The organism is Sphingomonas sp. UYP23, assembly GCF_054059235.1.
Genome location: NZ_JBSSBX010000001.1, coordinates 544,415 through 568,500, shown reverse-complemented (window position 1 = coordinate 568,500; position 24,086 = coordinate 544,415). Strand labels below are relative to the sequence as shown.

The window sequence follows — 24,086 nt, the reverse complement described above, 5'->3', positions numbered from 1 at the left end:
CGCGGCAGAACCCCTGCTAGTGGTTATCGCCTGACAGTTGAGTCCGATTAGGGATTCCCGTCGCCGTTTTGCCGTGCGAGTCATCGGGGATGCGAAGTGGTATAATCATCGACCTTGCGTCGGCGGACCGAGAGCGTCTCGAGCGGATCTGCAAGGATCGTAACGCGCCCCAAAAGCACGTCTGGCGCGCCAAGATCGTGCTTTTGAGCGCCGAGGGGATCGGCACCAGCGAGATCATGCGGCGGACGGCCACATCGAAGACATGCGTGTGGCGCTGGCAGGAGCGGTTCATGCAGGAAGGGGTGGAGGGGCTGCTGCGCGACAAGACCCGTCCGTCGCGCATCCCTCCCCTAACCGCGGAGGTTGTCGCATGGGTAGCGAGCCGGACGCATGAGGCGCCGCCGGGTGAGACGACCCATTGGACAGCCTCGCTGATGGCCCGCGAAGCCGACATCAGCGCCAGTTCGGTTCACCGGATCTGGCGCGCCCACGGCCTCCAGCCTCACCGCGTTCGGCAGTTCAAGCTGTCCAATGATCCCGAGTTTATCGACAAGCTTCGCGATGTCGTGGGCCTTTATGTCGCGCCGCCCGCCCACGCGATCGTCCTGTCGTTCGACGAGAAGAGCCAGATCCAGGCCCTCAACCGATCCCAGCCCGGCCTGCCGCTGAAAAAGGGGCGGGCCGGCACCATGACCCATGATTACAAGCGCAACGGCACCACTACGCTCTTTGCCGCGCTCAACATCCTCGACGGGACCGTGATCGGCCGCAACATGCAACGGCACCGCCACCAGGAATTCATCCGCTTTCTCAATCTGATCGAAGCGCGCGTGCCCGCCGGCAAGGCGATCCATGTGATCCTCGACAATTACGCCGCTCACAAGCACCCCAAGGTTCGCGAGTGGCTCGAGCGCCACCCGCGCTTCACCTTCCACTTTACGCCTACGTCCTGTTCCTGGCTCAATGCCGTCGAGGGCTTCTTCGCCAGGCTGACCAACCGTCGACTCAAACGCGGCGTGTTTCATTCGCTCGTCGACCTTCAGGCCGCCATCAACCGCTTCCTGGTCGAGCACAACGAAAGCTCAAAGCCCTTCGTCTGGACCGCCGACCCCGATAAAATCATCGCCGCCGTCAGACGCGGGCACCAAGTGTTAGATTCGGACCACTAGGCGGTCGGCGCGGGGCGATCGAGACCGGCGGCGAGCGCGGCGGGGAGGGTGGTGCCTTTGCCCGCCCAGGCATCATGCCCGATGAACGGCGGGACGGGCCCGCACATCACCACCGACAGCGCTGCCTCGATCCGCCGCTTGCTCTCGGCGGCGATCAGCTTGCGGCCTGGGAAGTCGCGCGGATAGAAGGGTTCGAGGAAGTGCACCGCGACGCGGAACCGCTCTTTGCGCGCCAGCAGCCGCATCGCATTGGCCTTGCCGGTCTCGTCGCCGATCCAGGCGATGTCGGCGCCGACCGGGCCGTAATCGAGCAGCACCGGCTGGACCATCACGCCCGGCGGCGGCGGCTCGAGCACCTTGAGCATCGGCGTCTTGAACGGCAGCAGCGAGCGGCCATCGGTGGTCGTGCCCTCGGGGAACACCGTGACCGACCAATTCTCGGCGAGCGTCTCGCGCAAGGCGTTGATCTGCTCGGCAACGCCCAGGCGATCCTCGCGGGCGACGAACACGGTACGGTTGAGCGTCGCGAGCCAGCCGACCACCGGCGCCTCGCGAATTTCGGCCTTGGCGACGAAGGCGGTACCGCTCGCACCGGCGATCGCGAGGATGTCGATCCAGCTGACGTGATTCGCGACGTAGAAGACGTCGCGCTTGAGCGGCACGCCGACGACGCGCACGCGCGCGCCGCAGATCCGCGCCGCGGTGCCGAGGAACAGTCGCGGCCAAGGCGACGAGAGCCGCACCGTCCGCCACAGATAATGCAGCGGAATGGCGAGCAGCAGCGTCACCGCGAGCAGGCTCACGCGTGTCCACAGCCGAACCCAGCCGAGCCAAGAGATCGGGGGCGGGCGGCCGGCGGCCGCCTCGGCCCGCGCGGACGCGCGGGCCGCAGCCGCTTCAGCCCTTGCGGTCAAGGACGACGCCGTACAATTCCATGCGGTGATCGACCAGGCGGAAGCCCAGACGTTCGGCGATCGCCTTCTGCAGCTGCTCGAGTTCCGGATCGACGAATTCGATGACCTTGCCGGTCTCGACGTCGATCAGATGATCGTGATGCGCCTCGGGCGCGGGCTCGTAGCGCGAGCGGCCGTCGCCGAAGTCGTGGCGGTCGAGGATGCCGGCTTCCTCGAACAGGCGTACGGTGCGGTACACCGTCGCGATCGAAATACCGGGATCGATCGCCGAGGCGCGTTCATAGACCTTCTCGACATCGGGATGGTCTTCGGCATCCGACAGCACGCGTGCGATGACACGCCGCTGGTCGGTGATGCGCAGGCCCTTTTCGGCGCAGAGGGCTTCAAGATCGATATGACGCGGCATCCGGCCGATGTAGGCGCTTCGGACTTGTTGCGAAAGGGGATAGTGAGTCGCAATAAGCCGGGCCGCACGGGACGGCAGGCCCCTCCCCGTCGCGGGAAGGGGCAGTGTCAATGGCTCAGCGCGCGGCGACCTTGCGGCGCTTGGTGCCCAGACCGATCTTCTTGGCGAGCGTGCGACGCTGCTCGGCATAGTTGGGCGCGACCATCGGGTAATCGGCAGGAAGATTCCACTTCGCGCGATATTGCTCGGGGGTCATCTGGTAATGCGTCATCAGATGGCGCTTGAGCATCTTCAGCTTCTTGCCGTCTTCGAGGCAGACGATGAAGTCGGGCTTGATCGAAGAGCGCACCGAAACCGCAGGTTCCTGCTTGATGGTTTCGACGGGGGCAGGGCCGCCAAGGCCAGCCAGAGCGCCATGAACGTTGGCAATCAATACCGGCAGATCCGAAACTGCGACGCTGTTGTTGCTGACATGTGCTGCAACAATGTCGGCGGTTAGCGTTATCAGGGTCTCCTGCAGTTCATCCATCACGTCCATAATAATCCTTTCACAATTCATTGGGCGGCATGTGACATGCCTCCGCACGGCGGCCTATCGGCGCTCCAATCTCCCTGTGCAAGCAGTAATGACTGAATGACAAAAGGTTTAAGCTATTGTGCGACGATACGTCAGTGCGTCGTAAGTCTGCCCGGCCTGTCCGCGATAGTAATCGCGGCGCCGGCCTGCGATCATAAAGCCTTCGGAACTATATAGTTTGATCGCGTCATTGTCGCTGCGCACTTCGAGATGGATGCTCGTCGCGCCCTGCATTCCGGCATCGGCGATCACCGCGCGGAGCAACGCACCGGCGACGCCGCGGCGGCGCAAATGCGGGGTCGTGGCGAGCAACAGCAGTTCGGCTTCGTCAAGGACGCGGCGCGACAGCGCGAAACCGGCGGATTCGCCGGCCAGTTCAGCGATGGTCAGCCAGACGCCTGGCATCGCAAGCAGCCCGAGCACCTGATTGTGCGTCCACGCCTCGCCGAACCGTGGATCGAACGCCGCCTGCATCACGCGATCGACGCTCGCCAGATCGGCGACCGCGCCCGATCGCAACGCGATGCCGATCGTCGTGCTCATGGCGCAGGCACGAGCGGCTTCGCGTCGGGCGCGCGGCCATAGATCGGCTTGGGTTCGAGCGTCGCCCAATGGGGCGGGAGCAGTCCCGCGTCGGCGGCGTCGGGCAGGCGCGGGTCGGCCGCGATGCTGGGATCGAGTGCGGTCAGGAAGCGCACGCCGCTGCCAATCGCGCGACGCCCGGCGAGCGCGGAAAGCGCCGCTTCGGGCTTGAGCGATGCGAAGGGACCGGTGTCCCGATAAGGCGGGGCGAAACCTTGCATGAAGACCTCGCCATGCCCGCCTTCGAGGATGACCGCAAGATCGTCGCTGGCGTCGTCGGCGAACGCCGTCGCGGCGAGCAGATGGAGCGAGGTATAGCCCGTCAGTCGCGCGCCCCAGCCGAGCGCGAGCCCGCGTGCGGCGGCGATGCCGACGCGGATGCCGGTGAAGCTGCCCGGACCGCAATCGACCAGGATCGCGTCGGCGCGGCCACCACCCGGCAAGTCGGCGATCATCGGAATCAGGCGCTCGGCATGGCCGCGCCCGACGACTTCATGCGCCTGGGCGATGACCACGCCGTGCTCGATGAGCGCCACCGAGCAGGCGGCGGTGGCGGTTTCGAGGACGAGCGTGCGCGACAAGGGCGTCAGGCGAGCGTGTTGAACTTGTCGAACGCCGGGCGGGGCAGGCGACCGAAAATCGTCGAAGGGTCGCCGTGGCCGAGTGTGGCGATGAAGTTGGTGCTGACGCCCGGCGTGTCGGCGAAGAACGCGGCGTCGACCGCCTTGCCGTCGAACCCCGACATCGGCCCGGTGTCGAACCCGAGCGCGCGCGCCGCGATCAGGAAATAGGCGCCCTGCAGCGTCGAGTTGCGGAACGCGGATTCGGCGCGGCCGGTCTCGCTCGCGAACCACGGGCGCGCATCGACATGCGGGAAGAGTTCAGGGAGGTGGTGGTGGAAGTCGCGATCCATCGCGATGATCACCGTGACGGGCGCCTTGCGCACCTTGGCGGCGTTCGAGTCCGAGCAGCAGGCGGCGAGCTTTTCCTTGGCGTCATCGCTGGTGCACCAGACAAAGCGCCCGGGCAGCTGGTTGGTCGCGGTCGGTCCCCATTTCATCAGATCCCAGATCGCGTGCAGATCCTCTTGGCGAACCGGTTGATCGGTATAGCCGTTATAGGTGCGCGCGGTGCGGAAGATCTGGTCGAGTGCTGCGTCGTCGAGGATGGCCATGCTCAAACTGCTCGCACTTCGGTGACTTCGGGGACGTAATATTTGAGCAATTGCTCGATGCCGTTCTTGAGCGTCGCGCTCGACGACGGGCAACCGGCGCATGCGCCCTGCATCGCGAGGAACACCTTGCCCTTGTCGAAACCACGATAGACGATGTCGCCACCGTCATTGGCGACCGCCGGACGAATGCGCGTCTCGATCAGATCCTTGATCTGTGCGACGATGTCGGCGTCGGCGGGATCGTCGTTGAACGAGTCCTCGGCCGGGACCGCGATGCCGCCGGCATTGCCTGGCTTGAACAAGGGCATGTTCGCGCTGAAATGATCGAGCAGCAGGCCGAGCACGTCGGGCTTGAGCCCCGCCCAATCGACCCCGGCTGCGGCAGTGACCGAGACGAAGTCGCGCCCGAAGAACACGCCGGTCACGTCGCCCAACCCAAACAGGGCGTCAGCGAGTGGGGAGGCCTCGGCTTCCTCGGGCGTGACGAAATCGCGGGTGCCCGCTTCCATCACGACACGGTTGGGCAGGAATTTGAGCGTCGCCGGGTTGGGCGTCGTTTCGGTTTCGATCAACATGCCAGCCATGTGGCGCGCAGGGGCGGCGGGTGCAAGGGTGGATATGGAAACGCTGGGGTGCTGGCGGTCGCCGCTTTCCGCCGCTATCTACGCGGGATGATCTCGCCCTCGCGTATGACGCGCTTCGCCTTTGCTTCCCTCCTGGTCCTGGCTGCCGTGCCGCAGGTCGTAGCCCAGACCGCTCCTGCGCAGCCCGCGCTGCGGGCCGCCAACGCGCCGGTCGACCCGCAAAGCGCGATCGCGAGCCGCGATGCGTGGCTCTACAAGGGCAGCGACATCACGCCCGATCCGGCGTGGCATTTCGGGACGCTCAAGAACGGGCTGCGCTATGCGGTGCGCAAGAACGGCGTCCCGCCGGGGCAGATCTCGATGCGCGTTCGGATCGACGCGGGGTCGCTCTACGAGACCGATCCCGAGCGCGGCTTTGCGCATCTGATCGAGCATCTCTCGTTCCGCGGCTCGCAATATGTCCCCGATGGCGAGGCCAAGCGCATCTGGCAGCGGATGGGCACCACTTTCGGCTCGGACACCAACGCCTCGACCACGCCGACGCAGACCGTCTACAAGCTCGATCTACCGAGCGCGACCGAGGCGGGGATCGACGAGAGTCTCAAGATCCTGTCGGGCATGGTCTCGAACCCCAATATCACGCCGACCGCGCTTGGTGCCGAGCGCCCTGCGGTGCTGGCCGAGCAGCGCGAGCAGCCGGGCGCACAGGTGCGCGTGATCGACGCGCTGAATGCGACCTTCTTCGCCGGGCAGCCGCTCGCCGATCGTTCGCCGATCGGGCACGTCAAGGAGCTCGAGGCGGCGACCGCTGAAACCGTGCGTGCGTTTCACGATCGCTGGTATCGCCCCGAGCGCACGCTCGTCGTGATCGCCGGCGATTTTGACCCGGCCAAGCTCGAGACGATGGTCGCGAAGAATTTCGGCGGGTGGAAGGGCATCGGCCCCAATCCCGCCGATCCCGATTTCGGCCAGCCCGACCCGAAGCAGACCACCACCAAGGCGGTGGTCGAGCCGGGCATCCCGACGCGGATCGAAATGGCGATCGTGCGGCCGTGGCATTACAACGACGATACCATCATCTTCAACCAGAAGCGGCTCGCCGATTTCATCGCGCTCTCGGTGATCAACCGTCGGCTCGAGACGCGCGCGCGCTCGGGTGGCAGCTATATCGCGGCGGCAGTGCGGCTCGACGATCCTTCGCGCTCGGCCAATGGCACGTTCGTGACGATCCTGCCGGTCGGCTCGGCCTGGGATCCGGCGTTGAAGGACGTGCGCGCGGTGATCGCTGACGCGCAGGCCTCGGCGCCGACCAAGGCCGAGATCGAGCGCGAGCTCGCCGAGCAGCGCGTGTCGTTCAAGACGCAAGTCGACACGTATCGCGCCGAGGCGGGGAGCAAGGAAGCCGACGACATGGTCCAGGCGCTCGACATTCGCGAGACGACGACCTCGCCGGCGGTGATCCAGGGCGTGTTCGAGGATGCCGAGAAGAAGGGCTTCTTCACGCCGGACAAGATCCTCGCCGCGACCAAGCGGCTGTTCCAGGGCACCGCGACGCGCGCGCTGATCTCGACGCCAACGGCCGAGCCAGGGATCGAGACGACGCTCGCCAATGCGCTCAAGGTCGACGTGAAGGGCTTGGCCGGCAAGCGCGCGCGCCAGGGCAATGTGACCTTTGCCAGCCTGCCCAAGCTCGGCGCGCCGGCGACGATCCTCTCGAACACGCCGATCAAGGAGTTCGAGATGCAGGAGTATAACCTGTCGAACGGCGTGCGCGTGCTCGTCTATCCGACGACGTCGGAGGACAGCCGCGTCTATGTCCGCGTACGCTTCGGCGCCGGCTATAACGCGCTGCCGTCGAACAAGGAGACTCCCGCCTGGGCGGCCGACCTCGCGCTCACCGCAGGGGGTATCGGCAAGCTCAATCAGGGCGATCTCGACGCGCTCACCTCGGGTCGGCGGATCGGGCTTGATTTCGGGATCGACGAGGATGCCTTCACCTATAATGCACTGACCTCGCCGACCGACCTCGACGATCAGTTGAAGCTGATCGCCGCCGCGCTCACCGCGCCCGCATGGGATCCGGCGCCGGTGCTGCGCGCGCGCGCGGTCGCGGTGTCGTCTTATGCCGGATCGAACGCGTCGCCGACGGGCGTGCTGTCGCGCGATCTCGATCGGTTGCTGCGCGACGGCGACCCGCGCTGGGGTACGCCAAGCCTCGACGCAATCAACGCGACGACGCCCGCCGCCTTCCGTGCCTTGTGGGAGCCGTTGCTCAAGACCGGGCCGATCGAGGTAATGGTGTTCGGCGACGTCAAGGCCGATGTCGCGATCGCCGCGGTGCAGAAAACGCTCGGCGCGCTGCCACCGCGCACCGCGACGACCGAGCAGACCCCGCCGCCGCACTTCCCGGCGCACACCACGACACCGGTCACGCGCACGCATGATGGCCCGGCGAACCAGGCGGCGGCGGTGATCGCCTGGCCGACCGGGGGCGGGGTTGCCGGCCTGAGCGAGGCGCGGCGACTCGAAGTGCTGGCGGCGATCTTCAGCGATCGGCTGTTCGACCGGCTGCGCTCGCAGGCGGGGGCGAGCTACAGCCCCAACGTGTCGAGCGACTGGCCGACCGGCTTTCCGACCGGCGGCAAGATGGTCGCGATCGGCCAGGTCGCGCCCGAGAACATTCCGCTGTTCTTCAAGCTCTCGCGCGAAATCGCGGCCGAGCTGGTGTCGACGCCGATCGATGCCGACGAATTGAAGCGGACGATCGGGCCGATGCAACAGTCGATCCAGCGCCAGTCGACCGGCAACCAGTTCTGGATGAACCAGCTCGATGGCGCGACCTATGATCCGACGCGGATCAACGCGCTGATGCATCTCTATTCGGATATTTCGAACATGACGGCGGCGCAGCTGCAGGAGACGGCGGCGAAGTATCTGCGGCCCGATCGCGACTGGACGTTGCAGGTGGTGCCGGGGGGTGAGTCGAAGAAGTAAGGCGGGTTGGGGGGGCGGGCCAAACCCGTCACCCCGGGCTCATCCCGGGGTCCACCGCTACACACGCGCTGGCGGTGTAGCACGCGCGGCACGGTGGACCCCGGCACAAGGCCGGGGTGACGAGTTACGGGTGCGGGGCCGAAATCAGCGGATCGGCGAGTTCGGATCCAGCCGCATATCCAGATACTTGTCCACGCTGCCCATCAGTTGCGGCATTTCGTGTTCGAAGAAATGGTTCGCCTTGGGGATCGTGTCGTGATGGATCGTGATGTGCTTCTGCGTGCGGAGCTTGTCGACGAGCTTCTGCGTCGCGAGCGGGGGCGAGACTTCGTCATTCTCGGCCTGGATGATGATCCCGCTCGCCGGGCACGGCGCGAGGAAGGTGAAGTCGTACATGTTCGCTGGCGGCGCGACCGAGATGAAGCCGCGGATTTCGGGGCGACGCATCAAGAGCTGCATGCCGATCCACGCACCAAAGCTGACGCCCGCGATCCAGGTGGTCTGCGCTTCGGGATGGAAGCTCTGCACCCAGTCGAGCGCCGACGCCGCGTCGGACAGTTCGCCCACGCCGTTGTCGAACGTGCCCTGGCTCTTGCCGACGCCGCGGAAATTGAAGCGCAGCGTCGCGAAGCCGCGGCGCTGGAAGGTCTTGTAGAGCTCCATCACGATGTGGTTGTTCATCGTGCCGCCGGCCTGCGGATGCGGGTGGAGGATCATCGCGACGGGCGCGCGCGGGCGGGGTCCGGGGACGAAACGACCTTCGAGGCGACCATCGGGGCCGGGGAAAATGACTTCTGGCATCGGACCTGCTGACTATCAATTGTGTGGCGCGGCCCGTGGGATATGGGCGCGAGGGCTTGCGCGCTATATAGCCATGACCCTGCTTTTCGCAATCATAACGGAGCCGACCCGCTTTTGACCGCCCCCCCGACCACCCGCCTTTATCTCGACCATGCGGCGACGACGCCGATGCTGCCGGCCGCGATCGCTGCGGTGGAGGCGGGGATGCGCGGTTGGGCGAACCCGTCTTCGCCGCATGCCGAGGGCCGTGCGGCGCGCGCCGCGCTCGAGGCGGCACGGGCGAAGATCGCCGCGGCCTATGGCTGGGGTGGCGAGACGATCCTGACGAGCGGGGCGAGCGAGGCGCTGGGAATCGTGCTCGCGCGCGGCGTGATCGGCAGCGAGGCGCCGCGGCGGCTGATCTCGGCGGTCGAGCACGATGCGGTGATTCGCGCAGGCGGCGACGCCGCGGTGCTCCTGGTCGATGCCGAGGGGCTGCTCGATCTCGACCAGCTTGCCGCAGCGCTCGAACGCGGACGGGCGATCGTCGCGGTGCAATGGTGCAACAGCGAGACCGGGGTGCGCCAGCCGATCGCCGAGATTGCCGAGATCGTGCATCGCACGGGATCGCTGCTGCTGGTCGATGCCGCGCAGATGCCCGCAGGGGTCGATCCGGTGGTCGCCGAACTGGCCGATTTCGTCGCGATCTCGGCGCACAAGCGCGGCGGGCCGCCGGGGATCGGCGCGGTGCTCGTGCGCGACGTGGCGACGCTTTCCCCGAGTGGCGGGCAGGAGCGCGGGTATCGCGGCGGGACCGAGAATGTCCCCGCCGCGCTTGGTTTTGCCGCCGCGCTCGCCGAAGCGGAGGACGTTGCGGCGATGGTTTCGCTGCGCGCGAAGCTCGACGATGCGGTCGCGCGGTCGGGCGGGCAGGTGGTCGCTTCCGAGGCGCCGCGGCATCCGGCGATCGGGGCGTATCGCATGCCCGGGCTCGCGGCGGCGACGCAGCTGATCCGCTTCGACATGGCGGGGATCGCGGTGTCGGCGGGGAGCGCGTGTTCGTCGGGCAGCATGAAGCCGAGCCATGTGCTCGGCGCGATGGGGTGGAGCGTGGAGGCGTCGCGCGAAGTGGTGCGCGTGAGCTTCGGGCGCGCGACGACCGAGGCCGATGTCGACCGCTTCATCGCCGAATGGCGCAGCATCGCCCGCTCGGCGCGGGCGTTTGCGGCGTGATCTATCTCGATTACCAGGCGACGACCCCGCTCGCGCCCGAGGCGTTCGACGCGATGCTGCCGTGGCTGCGCGACCAGCACGCCAATCCGCATTCGACCCATGCCGCCGGGCGCAAGGCCAAGGCCGCGGTCGAATATGCCCGCTCGCAGGTCGCTGCGCTGTTGCCGGGCGATGGCGATGTGGCGTTTACCAGCGGCGCGACCGAAGCCCTCAACTGGGCGATCAAGGGCACACAGGGCGCTATCGTTACGCTGGCGAGCGAGCATGCCGCCGTGCTCGACACGGTCGAGGCCGAGCGCGCGCGAGGACGCGGCGTCACGATCCTGCCGATCGGCGCGGATGGCCTGGTCGATCTCGACATTGCGCGCGCGGCGATCGGGCCGGGGACGGGGCTTGTCGTGGCGATGCTGGTCAATAACGAGATCGGCGTGGTCCAGCCGATCGCCGAACTGGCCGAGATCGCGCATGGCGTCGGGGCGTTGATGCTGTGCGATGCGGTGCAGGGGTTTGGGCGCGTTTCGATCCCGCCAGGCTGCGATCTCGTCGCGCTGTCGGCGCACAAGGTCTATGGGCCCAAGGGCATCGGGGCGCTGTGGATCCGCAAGGGCGTGGAGCTCGCACCCTTGCTGCATGGCGGCGGGCAGGAAGCAGCGGGACGATCGGGCACGCTATCGCCCGCGCTCTGCGCCGGGTTCGGCGAAGCTGCGCGGTTGTTGCAGCTAAACGAGGCATCCGATGCGCGCCATGTCGAACGGCTCTGGGATCTGGCGGCGGAACGGTTGGGGCTTTCGCCTCCCCTCCCTGGAAGGGAGGGGTTGGGGATGGGTCGGCCCGTGGCGGCGTCGATCCTCTCTTCAGACCAACCCACCCCCAGCCCAGCGTCAGGTCGGTCATCCCCCCGGGATGACCTGAACCGTGCGGGGCATGGTTCACCTGACGTTCTTCCAGGGAGGGGAGGATGGGTGCTCAATGGCGAGCGTACCCATCGCTATCCTGGCAATCTCAACATCCGCCGCGACGGCCTCGATGTCGCGCGGTTGATGTCCGACCTGCGCGATATCGCGTTTTCGGCGGGGTCGGCCTGTGCGAGTGGCTCGGGCCGATCGAGCCATGTGCTGCGCGCGATCGGGCTCTCCGAGGCGCACGCGCGGTCCAGCATCCGGCTGGGCTTTGGTCGCTACACGACCGAGGCGGAGCTGACCGAAGCGATCGACCGGATCATGGCGGCGGCCGATGCGCAACGGATCGCGGGAGGAATTGCGGCATGACGCTGGTACGCTTCATCGGAATCGACGGCACGCTGCGCGAGGTCGATGCCGCGCCGGGCGCGCGGCTGCTCGAAATCGCGCAGGCCGACGGGCAGCCGCTCGAGGGGACGTGCGAGGGGCAGATGGCGTGCTCGACCTGTCACGTCATCGTCGCGGCCGAGGATTTCGCCAAGCTTCCGCCGCCAAGCGAGGATGAGGAGGACATGCTCGACCTCGCCGCCGGCGCCACGCGCACGAGTCGGCTCGCGTGCCAGATCCTGCTCAGCGTTGATCTGAATCAATTAACTGTCCGGATTCCGGGCGAAGTTCGGAACATGCAGGGCCGTTGATCATTACGCTCCCGTACCCCTTACGTACGAACCAGGAGACACTCATGAAAATCGCAGCCCTGATCTCGGCCGGCCTGATCGCCGCCGCCGCCATCGTCCCGGCCGCTGCCAGCGCGCAGCAGAACAGCCATGACCGTGTCGTTACCCGGACCGTCCATACCGAGCGCCACGGCGTCAATCGCCACCGCACGCGCAAGGTCTGCAAGATGCAGTATCGCAATCATCACCGCGTGCGCGTCTGCCGCACCGTTCGCTACTGAGCGACCATGACGCTGGCCCGTTTGTTCAAGCGGGCTTGATCCCACCGCCCGACCCCGCCATATGCGCCGCGGGAGTCGGGCGGACGGGGTCGTCGCCAACCTGGTCAGATCCGGAAGGAAGCAGCCACAACGATTTCGCCCCGGGTCGTTCCGGCTCCCACCGTACAGCCGTCACGCTGCAACCCGAGCGCGGTGCTTGAGCGCGTCCGGTGGCCCTGACAGCGCCATCGGAAACCGCGGATGGGCTTGTTGCCCCAATTCTGTACTCACCTACCAGGGCGGAGCAACGCCTCCAGCCGATCGTACACACGTCGTGTCATGAGCGTTTCGGCCTGACGATAGCGCAGCACCACAGATTGATCGCGATATAACCATTTCAGCACCTGCATCGCGCGCGCCTCGCGCAGCAACGCTGCGAGTTCGATCCGGCATGCGACCGTGCCGTCCGCCGCGATGTCGAAATGGTAGAAGCGTCCTAGCGTCTGTCTGTATTGCTGATACGACAAGCGGAAATACTGGATCTGGCTGTCGGTGAAGTCGTGCCGGGAAATGGCCTGCCCAAGCGTGACGCGCAGCGGGCGATCTTCGAGAATATCGAGCTTGGCGCCTTCCGATAGCTCGCGATAAGCGGTGTTGATCACGCGCGCGGCGGGCAGTTGTAGCATGCTGCAGCCGAAATCGGGCTTTGCGAGCGGCAATGCGCCCGCGGTCGTCGTCGCCTCGCTTCGCGCGATTCGCAACAGGTCTGCGACAGTGGCGCGCTGGCTGCGCTCGATCGCCACCGCGGTGGCGAGATTGACGCGCGTTTCGTCGCGCAGTCGCAGCAGATAGCCGTGTTCCTCGCGCTGCCGCTTCGCCGCGTCGACCCAGTCGTTGAGCTGCAGCCCGATCAGCAAGCCAAGCACGACGATCGCAAGATCGACGGCTGCTTCGCGCCATCGCAGTTCCATAACCGCCTGTCCGAACGTGGCAAAACGTCGCAGCATCCGGTTTGTCCCCCGCCGCCGATTTGTACGCGATTTCGCGGGATTCTCAAATCCCCTCCCGTCAGTGGTCCGGGATGCCGACCGCGATCCGAGCGCGTGTCGCAACCAACCCTTCGACTTACGCGCCCCGGCACGCTAGACCCGCCACGATGTCCGACTCCTTCGATCTTGACCTTCCGACCACCGCCTCAAAGGACGCGTACCGCGTCCTTGCGCGCAAATATCGTCCGCAGACCTTTGGCGAGTTGATCGGTCAGGACGCGATGGTCACCACGCTCGGCAATGCGATCCGGCGCGGGCGGCTCGCGCATGCGTTCCTGCTGACCGGCGTGCGCGGGGTCGGCAAGACCTCTACCGCGCGCTTGCTTGCGAAGGCGCTCAACTGCATCGGCCCTGACGGCACCGGCGGCCCGACGATCGACCCGTGCGGCGTGTGCGAACCGTGCGTCGGGATCGCCGAGGGGCGGCATATCGACGTGATCGAGATGGACGCCGCGAGCCATACCGGCGTCGACGACATGCGCGCGGTGATCGATGCCTCGCGGATGACGGCGTTCGTCGCGCGCTACAAGATCTACATCATCGACGAAGTCCACATGCTGTCGAAGAACGCGTTCAACGCGCTCCTGAAGACGCTCGAGGAGCCGGCCGAGGGCGTCAAGTTCGTGCTGGCAACGACCGAGGTCAACAAGGTGCCGGTGACGGTGCTGTCGCGCTGCCAGCGCTTCGATCTGCGGCGCATCCCGGCCGAGAAGCTCGCCGAGCATTTCGCGCGCGTGTCGAAGGCCGAGGGTGTCGAGGCCGAACCCGAGGCCCTGGGGTTGATCGCGCGGGCGGCCGAAGGGTCGGCGCGCGACGGGCTGTCGATCCTCGACCAGGCGATCGCGCATGCCGACATGGAGGGCGGGGCGGTGAGTGCCGCCGCGGTGCGCGACATGCTCGGCCTGTCCGACCGCGGCGCGATCCGCGACCTGATGGCGTTGCTGATCGCGAGCGACGGCGTCGGCGCGCTCGCGGCGCTCCGGCGGCAGTACGATCTCGGCGTCGATCCGCTTGGCGTGCTGCGCGGGCTGCTCGAGACGGTCCATGCGACCACGCTGGTGAAATTGGGTGCCACGCAGGAAGCGGGGCAGGCGACCGAGGAGCGCGAGGCGCTCGTCAGCTGGGCCGAGACGCTGTCGTTCGCAGTGCTCCATCGGCTGTGGCAGTTGCTGCTCAAGGGCCATGACGAGGTCGCCCGCGCGGCGATGCCGATCGAGGCGTGCGAGATGGCGCTGCTGCGGCTCGTCCATGCCTCGAGCCTGCCCGATCCGGGCGAGCTTGCGCGGATGATTGCGGCGGGCGCGCCGATGATGGCGGCACCGGTCGCGCAAGCCGCCGCAGCACCTGCGCAGGCCCCGGCGGCCGAGGCGGTCTTGCCGAGCACGATCGAGGGGATTGTCGCGCTGCTCGAGGATGCCGGCGAACTCGCGCTGTCGTCACGGATCGTGCACCATGCGAGCGTGATCAGCATCGTCGAGGCCGAGCTCGTGCTGAGCAACGCGCGGCCGCTGCCGGCCGATCTGGTCGGCGATCTCGGCGCCGCGCTCAAAGCGCTTACCCGACGGGCGTGGACGATCACGACCTCGCCCAAACCCGGCAGGCCGACATTGCGCGAGGCCGAAGCCGCCCAATATGAGAGCTTCAAGGCCAGCATCTTGGCAAGCCCGATGATCGAAGCGGCGTTTGCCGCGTTTCCGGGGGCCGAGCTGCCCGAGACCGAGATCAAGAGCTTGCTCGAAAGAAGGAGACATACCGCATGAAGAGCATCGAAGACATCATGGCGATGGCGCAGAACGTCCAGGCCGAGCTGACCAAGGCGCAGGACGGGCTCGACAAGATCGAGGTCGAGGGTGCGGCCGGCGGTGGCCTGGTCAAGGTCCGCGCCTCGGCCAAGGGGCGGATCATCGGGATCGAGATCGACCCGTCGCTGCTCCAGCCGAGCGAAAAGCAGATGGTCGAGGATCTGGTGGTCGCGGCGTTCAACGACGCGAAGGTCAAGGCCGATGCGGCGTCGGGTGCCGAAATGGCGAAGATGACGAGCGGCATTCCGCTGCCGCCGGGGTTCAAGCTGCCGTTCTGAACGGGCGGCGTTCGCTAGCGTCGGACTTCCCCAAACGAGGAAGAGAAGGGAGCGCGGTCGCCCGCGCTCCCTTTTTCGTGTCGAACGATGACGGTCCTGGAGGTGGATCTGCCCACGGGCTTGGAAGCGGCGTTCGAGCGGATCATACGCGTCCGCTGCGGTCGCTGTGCCCACGATCCGCTTCGCCCATTACGGGGGAAAGCCTGATCAGGTATTGGCGTCTATCACGTTTGCGTGGACCGGAATGACCGGAGATGCGCCCCTAAAACGTCTGGGCCACGAACGTCGTTTTTTGGCGCTTATCCGACTGCCGACGGGCTCGTTCCCCTCGCCGGGTGCGGACGGCGGTACGATGCGATTTCGAAACGGCGCGCGCGGTTGGGGTGGAGCGACAGCGTTCCGTCGGCATGGCGTGCTCGGCGATCCCGGTCGCGGCTTTTGGGGATCGACGGAGGACGGCGAACCCGGCAAGGATGCAGCGATCGCAATGCAAGAGATTCCGACCCTTACGGCCGCCCTTGTGGCACTGGCGCTGGCTCTGCTCATCGGCGGCGGCGCAGCCATGCTCTATTCCGGCTTGCGCGCGCGCCGGGCGGCGGCGGATGCCATCGCGCTCAACGCCCGGTTGAGCGCGATGCTTTCCTCGGCCCCCGCGCTGGCGATGGTCGTGCGTGCCGACGGACGGGTCGACTGCAGTGCCCGGCTCGCATCGTGGCTCGGATTGGCGACGCCGCCGCGCTATCTCGACGATCTGGCACAAGCCGATGCCGGCCTTACCGCCGAGGATGCTTCGGCGCTCGCCGCCGACGTCAAGGCCGCGCAAAAGTCGGGACGCGGCTTTTCGCGGACCGTGCGCGCGCAAGGCTCCGACCGCGCGCTGATGATCCGGGGCAGCCGCGCGGCGCGCGAGGTGCAGGCGCCGGGCGGGGTGATCCTGTGGGTGTTCGACGCGACCGAAAGCGAAGCCGAGATCGTCCGGCTCGGCGCCGCGGTCGGCTATGCGACGACGCTGTACGAGGAGTTGAGCGGCGTGATCCAGGCCGCCCCGATGCCGATGTGGTATCGCGGCGCCGATCTGCGGCTCGCGATGGTCAATTCGCATTACGTCGATGCGGTCGACGGCGCGTCGGCGGAGGATGTCGTCACGCGCGGGCTCGAGTTGGTCGAAGGATCGGGGATGGGCGGGCCGCTCGCCAATGCGGTGCGCGCGCGCGACGCCCAGGCGGTGCAGAGCCAGGCGATGCCCGCGACGATCCACGGCGAGCGGCGGATGCTGCGCGTGTTCGATGCGCCGCTGTCGACCGGCGGCGTCGCCGGCTTCGCGATCGACATCGAGGACCTCGAGCAGGCGCGCGCGCGGCTCAAGCGCTTCGACGATGCACAGCGTGCGATGCTCGACCGGCTCTCGGCGGGCGTCGTGCAGTTCGCTGCCGACCGTTCGCTGGTGTTCTGCAACCAGCCGTTCCGCCGGCTGTTCGCGATGAAGGCCGAGTGGCTCGCCGATCGTCCCGAGTTCGACCGCGTGCTCGAACGGATGCGCGAGACCAAGCGGCTGCCCGAAGTGCGCGACTTCCCCGGCTGGAAGGCCGAGCGGCGCGACTGGTTCCTCGCCGGGGGCGGCGAGGAAGAGGAATGGCATCTGCCGGGCGGCGTGCATCTTCGCGTGGTCGCACAGCCATTGCCCGATGGCGGGCTGCTGATGATCTTCGAGGACCGCACCGAAGAGGTCCAACTCGCCAGCGCACGCGATACGCTGCTGCGCGTGCGCACCGCGACCTTCGAAAATCTGCACGAGGCGCTTGGCGTGTTCGCCGCCGATGGGCGGCTGCAATTGTGGAACAACAAGTTCCGCGCGACTTGGGGTTTCGACGAGGCCTTCCTCGCGACGCATCCGCGCGTCGATGCGCTCGCCGAACGCGCCGCGCGGCAATTGTCCAACCCCGAACGCGCGGTGCTGATCAGCGATCTGGTGCGCGCCGCCACGGTCGAGCGGCAGCAGCGCGGCGGGCGGGTCGCCTTTGCCGACGGGCGGCATTTCGAATTCGCCGCGGTGCCGTTGCCCGACGGCAACGGGCTGTTCACGATGCTCGACATTTCCGACAGCCGCCGGATCGAGACCGTACTGCGCGATCGCAACGAGGCGCTCGAGGCGGCCGACCGTATCAAGACCGCGTTCGTCGCGACGATGAGTTACGAACTGCGCACGCCGCTGACCTCGATCAGTGGTTTCGCCGAGATGCTCCATGAGGGCTATGCGGGCAAGCTCAGCAAGGCGGCGGTCGGCTATGTCGAGGCAATCCTCGAATCGGTCGAGCGATTGGGCATGCTGGTCGATGAAGTGCTCGACCTGACACAGGCCGAGGGGCGCACCCCGGCGCTCGAACTGCATCCGGTTGCGCTCGCGCCGCTCGCGCGCGCCGCCGCCGATGCGGTCGCGCCGCTCGCGGTCAAGCGCAAGCTCGATTTTGCGGTCGAGATCCTGCCCTCGACCGGCGAGATCGCGGGCGATGCGAAACGCTTGCAGCAAGTCGTCGAGCATTTGCTGCGCCACGCCGTGTCGGGAACGCCTGAGGGTGGCCGCATCCTGCTGCATGTCGATGGCGCCGCCGAGGGCGCACGGATCGTCGTGTCGGACGATGGCGCGGGGATGACCCCGCAGGCGGTCGCGCGCGCGTTCGATCGCTTTGGTCAGCCCGGCATCACGCGCGATGGCGAGCGCGCGCTTGGGCTCGGCCTGCCGCTCGCGAAACAGTTCGTCGAGGCGCATGGCGGGACGATCGACTTGGTGTCCGAGCCGGGGCAGGGGACGCTGATCACGGTGACGCTGCCGCGGCGGTGACGTTGCTTGGGTGCAGCGATGCGCATATAGGGTGCGCATTCCTTGGAGGTTGCAAATGCCCGCTCGATCGACCCGGCGTGAAGACGCCCCCGCGGTGCGGCGCGCGACGAACATCTCGTTCGACACCAAGCTGGTCGCGGCGGCCAAGGCCTACGGCATCAACGTTTCGCGCGCTTGCGAAGAAGGTCTGGCGAAGCAGGTGTCGGACGAGCGCAGCAAGCGCTGGCAGGACGAAAATCGCGGCGCGATCGATGCGTATAACGCGTGGATCGAGGAGAATGGCATTCCGCTCGCCGAACATCGGATGTTCTGATGGCGCAATTCGACCTGTTCGCGCGGCGCGGCGGTCTGGGCCTGCGCCGGTGACACACCTCAATCCGGTGCTGGAATTCGAGACGCGCAGTTTCGTGCTGTTACCGCAAAATGCCGCTACGGTTCTTTTGCGGGAGTTTGGGCACGCGGTCGGCTCGTTTGTAGCGCATCGCTTCGAGATCATGAACGCGCTCGACAGGCTGCTGACGGGCCATTGAGATGATCCTTGCCGATCCGCAGGCCAGCGAGGCACTCGGCGCGCGCCTGGCGACGCTCGTCGCGCCGGGCGATGTCATCACGCTGTCGGGGACGCTCGGGGCCGGCAAGACCAGCATCGCGCGCGGGCTTCTCGCCGCGCTCGGGCTGCCGGGCGAGGCGCCGTCGCCGAGCTTCGCGATCGTCCAGCCCTATGCGCCGCCAGAAGTGCGGGTGCCCGTGCTGCACGTCGATCTCTATCGCATCGACGATCCCGACGAGATCGAGGAACTCGGGCTCGACGATGCCGCGGGCGATTCGGTGCTGCTGATCGAATGGCCCGAACGCGCGCCCGGCTGGTGGCCCGAGGCGCTCGCGCTGGCGCTCGAGATGCTCCCCGACGGCACCCGCCGCTTGACAGCCAGCGTACCCGCTGGCTGGAGAGCGCGATGGCAGCAGATATGATTCCACCCTCCGGCGCGCCGGCGTTTCTCGCGGCGCACGGCTGGGGCGGCGCGGCGATACTTCCGGTCGCGGGCGATGCGTCGTTCCGGCGCTATTTCCGCGTACGCGACGGCGCGCGCAGCGCGATCCTGATGGACTCGCCGCCGCCGCACGAAGATCCGCGCGACTTCATCGCGATCGCGCGCTGGCTCGGCGAACATGGCTTTGCCGCGCCAACGATCGACGCGGTCGATCTCGGCCAGGGTCTGGTGCTGCTCGAGGATTTCGGCGACGTCCAGATGCGCGAGACGGTCGATGCCGATGCGGCGCGGGCCCCCGCGCTGTACGGTACCGCGATCGATACGCTGGTGCGGCTCCACGGCGTGCCCGCAGCGCCGGTCCCGCCCTATGACCAAGCGGTGCTGCACCGCGAGGTCGATCTGTTGACGCAGTGGTATTGTCCGGCGGTCGGTGTGGTGCCCGACCAGGCGCGCTATGACGCAGCATGGAACGCCGTCTTCGCGCCCGTCCTCGCCGAGCCGGGCGTGACCGTGCTGCGCGATTATCATAGCGAAAATCTGATGATGATCCGCGGCGGCACGGGCGAACGCACGCTCGGTCTGCTCGATTTCCAGGATGCGCTGGTCGGGCATCCCGCTTATGACCTCGTCTCGTTGCTGCAGGATGCGCGGCGCGATGTCGACGAGAGCGTGGAGGCCGAGATGTTGGCGCGGTACAAGACGGCAACGGGCGCGGGGGATGCGTTCGACACGGCCTATCACGTGCTCGGTGCGCAGCGGAATGCGAAGATCGTCGGGATCTTCACGCGGCTGTGGCAGCGCGACGGCAAGCCGCGCTACGCCGCTTTGTGCCCGCGCGTCTGGCGCTATTTCGAGCGCGACCTCGCGCATCCCGCACTCGCCCCGGTCAAGGCGTGGTTCGACGCGACGCTGCCGGCCGAGTTGCGCGGCGACCCGCTGCAGGTCGCGACGAGCGCCGCGGCGTGATGCAGCCCAAACGCACGCTGCGCCTGCGGCCCGATTCGGACGCCAAGGTGCCGACCACCGCGATGGTGATGGCGGCGGGGCTCGGCACGCGGATGCGCCCACTTTCGGCAATGCGACCCAAGCCGCTGATCAAGATCGGCGGCACGACCTTCATCGACCATGTGCTCGACCATCTGCGCAGCGCGGGCGTGTCGAAGATCGTCGTCAACACGCATTACATGGCCGACATGCTCGAGGCGCATCTCGCGGTAAACGGGCATGGGCTCGAGGTGACGATTTCGGACGAGCGCGGCAAGCTGCTCGAGACCGGTGGCGGGCTCGTCAAGGCGCTGCCGCTGATCGATGCCGACCCGTTCCTGTGCGTCAACACCGACAATATCTGGCTCGACGGACCGCTCGATTCGTTGAAACTCATGGCCGATGCGTGGAACGATGCGCGGATGGACGTGCTGATGCTGATGGTCCCGCAGGCGCGCGCCAACCACAATGCGGGCCTGGGCGATTTCTATCTCGATCCGTTCGGGCGGATCGCGCGGCGCAAATCGGGGCGGGTGGCGCCGTATGTCTGGACCGGGATCCAGATGCTGTCGAAGCGGCTGATCGTCGATCCGCCGAGCGACGCGTTTTCGACCAACGTCTTCTGGGATCGCGCGATCAAGGCGGGGCGCGCGTTCGGCATCGTCCATCAGGGCCTGTGGTTCGACGTCGGCACGCCGGCTGCGATTCCCAAGACCGAGGCGATGCTCGCGGATGGCTGAGGGCCCCAGGCTCTTCACGATCCCCGCGCACCGCGCGTTCGCCGATGCGCTGGCGGCGGGGTTGATCCGACAATTTGATGGGGATGATCTCGGGCTCGCCAAGGGCCTCGTGCTGCTCCCCAACAACCGCGCCAAGCTGGCGCTGACCGACGCGTTCGTCCGCGCGAGTTCGGGCGGATTGCTGTTGCCGCGGCTGGTCGCGATCGGTGATCCTGCGCTCGACGAAGCGATCGGCGCAGCGCTCGATCCGGCGGACGATCCCGATCCGGTCTTGCCCGCGGTCGCGCCGCTCGAACGGCGGATGATCCTCGCGCGGCTCGTTGCCGAGGAGCGCGCGCGTGTCGGGTTGCCGGTCGATGCGGCCGAGGCGGTGCGGCTTGCAGGCGATCTCGCGCGTACGCTCGACCAGCTGCTCGTCGAGGAGATCGCCCCGCGGCAGTTGCGCGAGATCGAGCTGAGCGAGGCGATGTCGGCGCATTGGGAGCGCGCGCTTGCCTTGTTCGGGATCGTGCTCGATCGCTGGCCCGACGAGTTGCGTCGGCTCGGCCGGATCGACGCGGCGGCGCGGCGCGGGATGCTGTTCGAGCGGCTGGCGACGCGCTGGCGCGCCGCACCGCCTTCCGGTTTCATCTGCGCGGCGGGGGTGATCGACAGCGCGCCCGCAGTGGCGCGGCTGCTGCGCTGTATCGCCGACAGCCCGCGCGGAATGGTGGTGCTCGCCGATCTCGCGACCGGGATGGATGAGGGCGAGTGGCAGGCGCTCGGGCCGCATGCGCCTGATCCGGTGAGCGGCCTGTCGCGGCGCTCGATCGAGACGCATCCGGAATTTCATCTCAAGCTGCTGCTCGAGCGGATGGGCGTCAATCGCGGCGAGTTCCGCACCTGGCGCGACGGCAGCGATCACGACGCGACGATCGCGCGCGGCAAGGCAGTGGCGAACGCGCTGTCGGTCGCCGATTATACCGCGCGCTGGACGACGCTCGGGCCCGAGCAGCGGCGGCTTGCGGGGATTTCCGCCGCCGAACTCGCGACGCCGGGCGAGGAGGCGCAGGCGATCGCGCTTGCCTTGCGCGCTGCGCTCGAGCCGGAGGCGGGCGAGCTGATCGGCACGCGCACCGCAGCGCTGATCACGCCGGATCGTGGGCTGGCGCGCCGTGTTGCAGCGCATCTCCAGCGGTGGGGGATCACTGTCGATGATTCCGCGGGGCGACCGCTGTCGATCCTGCCGCCGGGGACCTTGCTGACGGCGCTCGCCGAGGCGGCGACGCAGCGGTTCGCGCCGCTCGCCTTGCTGACGTTGCTCAAGCATCCGCTGGTGCGCAGCGGAGCGCCGCGTGCGGCGTGGTTGTCGGGGGTGCGCGCGCTCGACCGCGCGTTGCGTGGGCCGCGGCCGGCGGCGGGGCTGACGGGGATCGACGCGCACCTGCGCGAGGCGCGGCACGCGCGCGCTGCACTCGAATGGTGGCCCGAGGCGCGCGAATTGCTCGCGCCGATCGAGCACGTGTTCGGGGCGGGTGCGCTGCCGCTCGGCGCAGTGCTCGAGGCGCTGCGCACGACCGCGCAGGCGCTGTGCGGCGATGCCTTGTGGTCGGGCCCCAACGGGCGCGCGGCGGCAGAGTTGCTCAACGAGGCCGAGGCGCATGCCGTGCAGGGGCCGCCCAGGATCGACCCGGCGAGCATTGCAGCTTTGCTCAAGACGCTGATGGACGAAGTCGCGGTGCGCTCGCGCCAGGGCGAGCATCCGCGCCTTGCGATCTATGGCTTGATCGAAGCGCGGCTGCAGACCGCCGACATCATGATTCTCGGCGGGCTCAACGAAGGCACGTGGCCGGGCCTGCCTGCGCCCGATCCGTGGCTGTCGCCGCGGATCCGCGCTGAACTTGGCCTGCCCGGGCTCGACCGTGGCGTTGGTTTGGCGGCGCATGATCTGGCGCAGGCGCTCGGCGCGCCGACCGCGCTGATCACGCGCGCACGGCGCGGGGGGACGCAGCCGGCGATCGCGTCGCGCTTCTGGCTGCGGTTGCAGGCGCTGGCGGGCGAGCGGTTCGAGCGTGCTTCGGCGCTCGAGGGCTGGGCGCGGGCGCTCGACGATCCGGGCGTGCACGAACCCGCCGAGCAGCCTGCGCCGGTGCCGCCGCGCGAGCGCCGACCCGAGAAGATCGCGGTGACCGATGTCGACCGGCTCAAGGCCGACCCGTATGCCTTCTATGCCAAGCGCATCTTGGGGCTCGCGCCGCTCGATCCGGTCGATGCCGATCCGAGTGCGGCGTGGCGGGGGACTGCGGTCCACGACATTCTCGAGCGCTGGGCGAAGGAGGATGGCTGCGCGCTCGACCGGCTGCACGCGCGTGCGCTGGCGATGTTCGAGGGCGCGCATCCGATGCAGCGCGCGTTGTGGAAGCCGCGGCTGATGGAGGCGATCGACTGGATCGTCGCGCAGATGGGACGCAACCTTGACGAGGGGCGTCAGGTGCTTGCGGTCGAGCAATCGGGGGCGGTGTCGCTCGCTGGGGTGATGCTGACGGGGAAGTTCGACCGGATCGACCGGCTTGCCGATGGGACGCTGGCGGTGATCGATTACAAGACGGGCAAACCGCCGTCGCCGGCGGCGGTGCGCGAGGGGTTCAGTTTGCAGTTGGGGCTGCTTGGGCTGATTGCCGAGCGCGGCGGGTTCGAGGCGATCGCGGGCAAGGCGCGCGGTTTCGAATATTGGTCGCTGTCGAAGAAGGGGGACGCGTTCGGCTATGTCACCTCGCCGGTCGACGCGGCGGGGAAGGGCGACAAGGTTTTGCCCGAGGATTTCACGGGCGTTGCCGAGCGGCATTTTTCGGCTGCTGCTGCGGACTGGCTGACGGGGATGCGGGCGTTCGAGGCGAAGCTGCATCCGGAATATGCGCCGTATGCGGAATATGACCAGCTGATGCGGCGGGATGAATGGTATGGGCGTGAGTGAGGTCGGCCGTCTTTCCCCCTCCTTGACCTTCTTCCTCCCCTCCCTGGAAGAGTGTCGGGTGAACAGCGCCCCGCGCTGTTCAGGTCATGTTGGGGGCATGACCGACCCGACACTGGGCTGGGGGTGGGTTGCTCTCAATAGGAGCGGTACGCACGCCACGGGCCGACCCACCCCCGACCCCTCCCTTTCAAGGAGGGGAG

Annotated in this window: 24 protein-coding genes and 1 other RNA gene; 16 read left to right on the top strand and 9 right to left on the bottom strand. The window is 67.6% G+C overall.

Features of this window, described 5'->3' with window-relative positions; translation table 11 throughout:
• The first annotated feature begins 89 nt into the window (after nt 1–89).
• A complete protein-coding gene (locus tag ACVWYO_RS02980; RefSeq protein ID WP_457348493.1) occupies nt 90–1,169 on the top strand; it encodes an IS630 family transposase in 1,080 nt (359 codons plus the stop codon).
• Here the strand turns inward: ACVWYO_RS02980 and ACVWYO_RS02975 are convergent.
• The 7 genes from ACVWYO_RS02975 to ACVWYO_RS02945 form a co-directional block, all read right to left on the bottom strand.
• Nucleotides 1,166–2,083 carry a lysophospholipid acyltransferase family protein gene (locus tag ACVWYO_RS02975; protein WP_457348708.1) on the bottom strand — a complete coding sequence of 306 codons (918 nt, stop codon included), beginning with the start codon at nt 2,081–2,083 and terminating at the stop codon, nt 1,166–1,168. The two genes, ACVWYO_RS02980 and ACVWYO_RS02975, sit on opposite strands and share 4 nt — an antisense overlap.
• Nucleotides 2,067–2,489 (bottom strand): Fur family transcriptional regulator, encoded by a 423-nt coding sequence (locus ACVWYO_RS02970; RefSeq protein WP_140851671.1) that lies wholly within the window; start codon nt 2,487–2,489, stop codon nt 2,067–2,069. The genes ACVWYO_RS02975 and ACVWYO_RS02970 overlap by 17 nt, the downstream gene beginning before the upstream one ends.
• A gap of 115 nt (nt 2,490–2,604) precedes the next feature.
• Nucleotides 2,605–3,027 (bottom strand): MucR family transcriptional regulator, encoded by a 423-nt coding sequence (locus tag ACVWYO_RS02965; protein WP_140851670.1) that lies wholly within the window; start codon nt 3,025–3,027, stop codon nt 2,605–2,607.
• Nucleotides 3,028–3,135: 108 nt separating this feature from the next.
• Nucleotides 3,136–3,609 carry a GNAT family N-acetyltransferase gene (locus ACVWYO_RS02960; protein ID WP_457348707.1) on the bottom strand — a complete coding sequence of 158 codons (474 nt, stop codon included), beginning with the start codon at nt 3,607–3,609 and terminating at the stop codon, nt 3,136–3,138.
• Nucleotides 3,606–4,229 (bottom strand): tRNA (adenosine(37)-N6)-threonylcarbamoyltransferase complex dimerization subunit type 1 TsaB, encoded by a 624-nt coding sequence (tsaB, locus tag ACVWYO_RS02955; RefSeq protein ID WP_457348706.1) that lies wholly within the window; start codon nt 4,227–4,229, stop codon nt 3,606–3,608. The genes ACVWYO_RS02960 and tsaB overlap by 4 nt, the downstream gene beginning before the upstream one ends.
• Before the next feature lie 5 nt (nt 4,230–4,234).
• Nucleotides 4,235–4,822 (bottom strand): malonic semialdehyde reductase, encoded by a 588-nt coding sequence (locus ACVWYO_RS02950; RefSeq protein ID WP_457348705.1) that lies wholly within the window; start codon nt 4,820–4,822, stop codon nt 4,235–4,237.
• A gap of 2 nt (nt 4,823–4,824) precedes the next feature.
• Nucleotides 4,825–5,397, bottom strand: coding sequence for a NifU family protein (locus ACVWYO_RS02945; protein WP_140851666.1), 573 nt, complete (start codon nt 5,395–5,397; stop codon nt 4,825–4,827).
• A gap of 96 nt (nt 5,398–5,493) precedes the next feature.
• On the opposite strand from ACVWYO_RS02945, the gene ACVWYO_RS02940 reads away from it, so the two are divergent.
• Entirely contained in the window at nt 5,494–8,400 is a 2,907-nt protein-coding gene (locus tag ACVWYO_RS02940; protein ID WP_457348704.1) for a M16 family metallopeptidase, read from the top strand.
• A 144-nt stretch (nt 8,401–8,544) separates the two neighbouring features.
• Here the strand turns inward: ACVWYO_RS02940 and ACVWYO_RS02935 are convergent, their stop codons facing one another.
• Nucleotides 8,545–9,201 carry an alpha/beta hydrolase gene (locus ACVWYO_RS02935; protein ID WP_133186743.1) on the bottom strand — a complete coding sequence of 219 codons (657 nt, stop codon included), beginning with the start codon at nt 9,199–9,201 and terminating at the stop codon, nt 8,545–8,547.
• Nucleotides 9,202–9,243: 42 nt separating this feature from the next.
• Here ACVWYO_RS02935 and ACVWYO_RS02930 point away from each other — a divergent pair, with 42 nt between their 5' ends.
• From ACVWYO_RS02930 to ffs, 5 genes are all read left to right on the top strand, one after another.
• Nucleotides 9,244–10,413: a cysteine desulfurase family protein gene (locus tag ACVWYO_RS02930; RefSeq protein WP_457348703.1), complete on the top strand. Its 1,170-nt coding sequence runs from the start codon at nt 9,244–9,246 to the stop codon at nt 10,411–10,413.
• On the top strand, nt 10,371–11,681 hold the full coding sequence (locus ACVWYO_RS02925; RefSeq protein ID WP_457348702.1) for a cysteine desulfurase family protein: 1,311 nt from the start codon (nt 10,371–10,373) through the stop codon (nt 11,679–11,681). Before ACVWYO_RS02930 ends, ACVWYO_RS02925 begins: the two co-directional genes overlap by 43 nt.
• Entirely contained in the window at nt 11,678–12,010 is a 333-nt protein-coding gene (locus ACVWYO_RS02920; protein WP_457348701.1) for a 2Fe-2S iron-sulfur cluster-binding protein, read from the top strand. The genes ACVWYO_RS02925 and ACVWYO_RS02920 overlap by 4 nt, the downstream gene beginning before the upstream one ends.
• 44 nt (nt 12,011–12,054) lie before the next feature.
• A complete protein-coding gene (locus ACVWYO_RS02915) occupies nt 12,055–12,270 on the top strand; it encodes a hypothetical protein (RefSeq protein WP_457348700.1) in 216 nt (71 codons plus the stop codon).
• Between the two features lie 67 nt (nt 12,271–12,337).
• Nucleotides 12,338–12,435, top strand: an RNA gene (gene ffs, locus ACVWYO_RS02910) — signal recognition particle sRNA small type.
• A 101-nt stretch (nt 12,436–12,536) separates the two neighbouring features.
• Here the strand turns inward: ffs and ACVWYO_RS02905 are convergent.
• Nucleotides 12,537–13,256 carry a hypothetical protein gene (locus ACVWYO_RS02905; protein ID WP_457348699.1) on the bottom strand — a complete coding sequence of 240 codons (720 nt, stop codon included), beginning with the start codon at nt 13,254–13,256 and terminating at the stop codon, nt 12,537–12,539.
• 149 nt (nt 13,257–13,405) lie between these two features.
• Between ACVWYO_RS02905 and ACVWYO_RS02900 the strand changes: the two genes are divergently transcribed.
• The 9 genes from ACVWYO_RS02900 (at nt 13,406) to addB (ending at nt 23,886) form a co-directional block, all read left to right on the top strand.
• Complete coding sequence (locus ACVWYO_RS02900) at nt 13,406–15,058, top strand: DNA polymerase III subunit gamma/tau (RefSeq protein ID WP_457348698.1); 1,653 nt, start codon at nt 13,406–13,408, stop codon at nt 15,056–15,058.
• Nucleotides 15,055–15,378 (top strand): YbaB/EbfC family nucleoid-associated protein, encoded by a 324-nt coding sequence (locus tag ACVWYO_RS02895; RefSeq protein ID WP_140851660.1) that lies wholly within the window; start codon nt 15,055–15,057, stop codon nt 15,376–15,378. The genes ACVWYO_RS02900 and ACVWYO_RS02895 overlap by 4 nt, the downstream gene beginning before the upstream one ends.
• A gap of 487 nt (nt 15,379–15,865) precedes the next feature.
• A complete protein-coding gene (locus tag ACVWYO_RS02890; protein ID WP_457348697.1) occupies nt 15,866–18,217 on the top strand; it encodes a PAS-domain containing protein in 2,352 nt (783 codons plus the stop codon).
• Between the two features lie 55 nt (nt 18,218–18,272).
• Nucleotides 18,273–18,530 (top strand): type II toxin-antitoxin system CcdA family antitoxin, encoded by a 258-nt coding sequence (locus ACVWYO_RS02885; protein WP_457348696.1) that lies wholly within the window; start codon nt 18,273–18,275, stop codon nt 18,528–18,530.
• On the top strand, nt 18,469–18,747 hold the full coding sequence (locus ACVWYO_RS02880) for a CcdB family protein (RefSeq protein ID WP_457348695.1): 279 nt from the start codon (nt 18,469–18,471) through the stop codon (nt 18,745–18,747). The genes ACVWYO_RS02885 and ACVWYO_RS02880 overlap by 62 nt, the downstream gene beginning before the upstream one ends.
• Before the next feature lies 1 nt (nt 18,748).
• Nucleotides 18,749–19,189 carry a tRNA (adenosine(37)-N6)-threonylcarbamoyltransferase complex ATPase subunit type 1 TsaE gene (tsaE, locus tag ACVWYO_RS02875; protein ID WP_457348694.1) on the top strand — a complete coding sequence of 147 codons (441 nt, stop codon included), beginning with the start codon at nt 18,749–18,751 and terminating at the stop codon, nt 19,187–19,189.
• Entirely contained in the window at nt 19,186–20,175 is a 990-nt protein-coding gene (locus tag ACVWYO_RS02870) for an aminoglycoside phosphotransferase family protein (RefSeq protein WP_457354841.1), read from the top strand. Before tsaE ends, ACVWYO_RS02870 begins: the two co-directional genes overlap by 4 nt.
• Nucleotides 20,172–20,933 (top strand): nucleotidyltransferase family protein, encoded by a 762-nt coding sequence (locus ACVWYO_RS02865; RefSeq protein WP_457348693.1) that lies wholly within the window; start codon nt 20,172–20,174, stop codon nt 20,931–20,933. Before ACVWYO_RS02870 ends, ACVWYO_RS02865 begins: the two co-directional genes overlap by 4 nt.
• The gene (gene addB / locus ACVWYO_RS02860; protein ID WP_457348692.1) at nt 20,926–23,886 is read left to right on the top strand and encodes a double-strand break repair protein AddB; all 2,961 of its coding nucleotides are present in this window, start codon (nt 20,926–20,928) and stop codon (nt 23,884–23,886) included. The genes ACVWYO_RS02865 and addB overlap by 8 nt, the downstream gene beginning before the upstream one ends.
• Nucleotides 23,887–24,086: the final 200 nt, after the last annotated feature.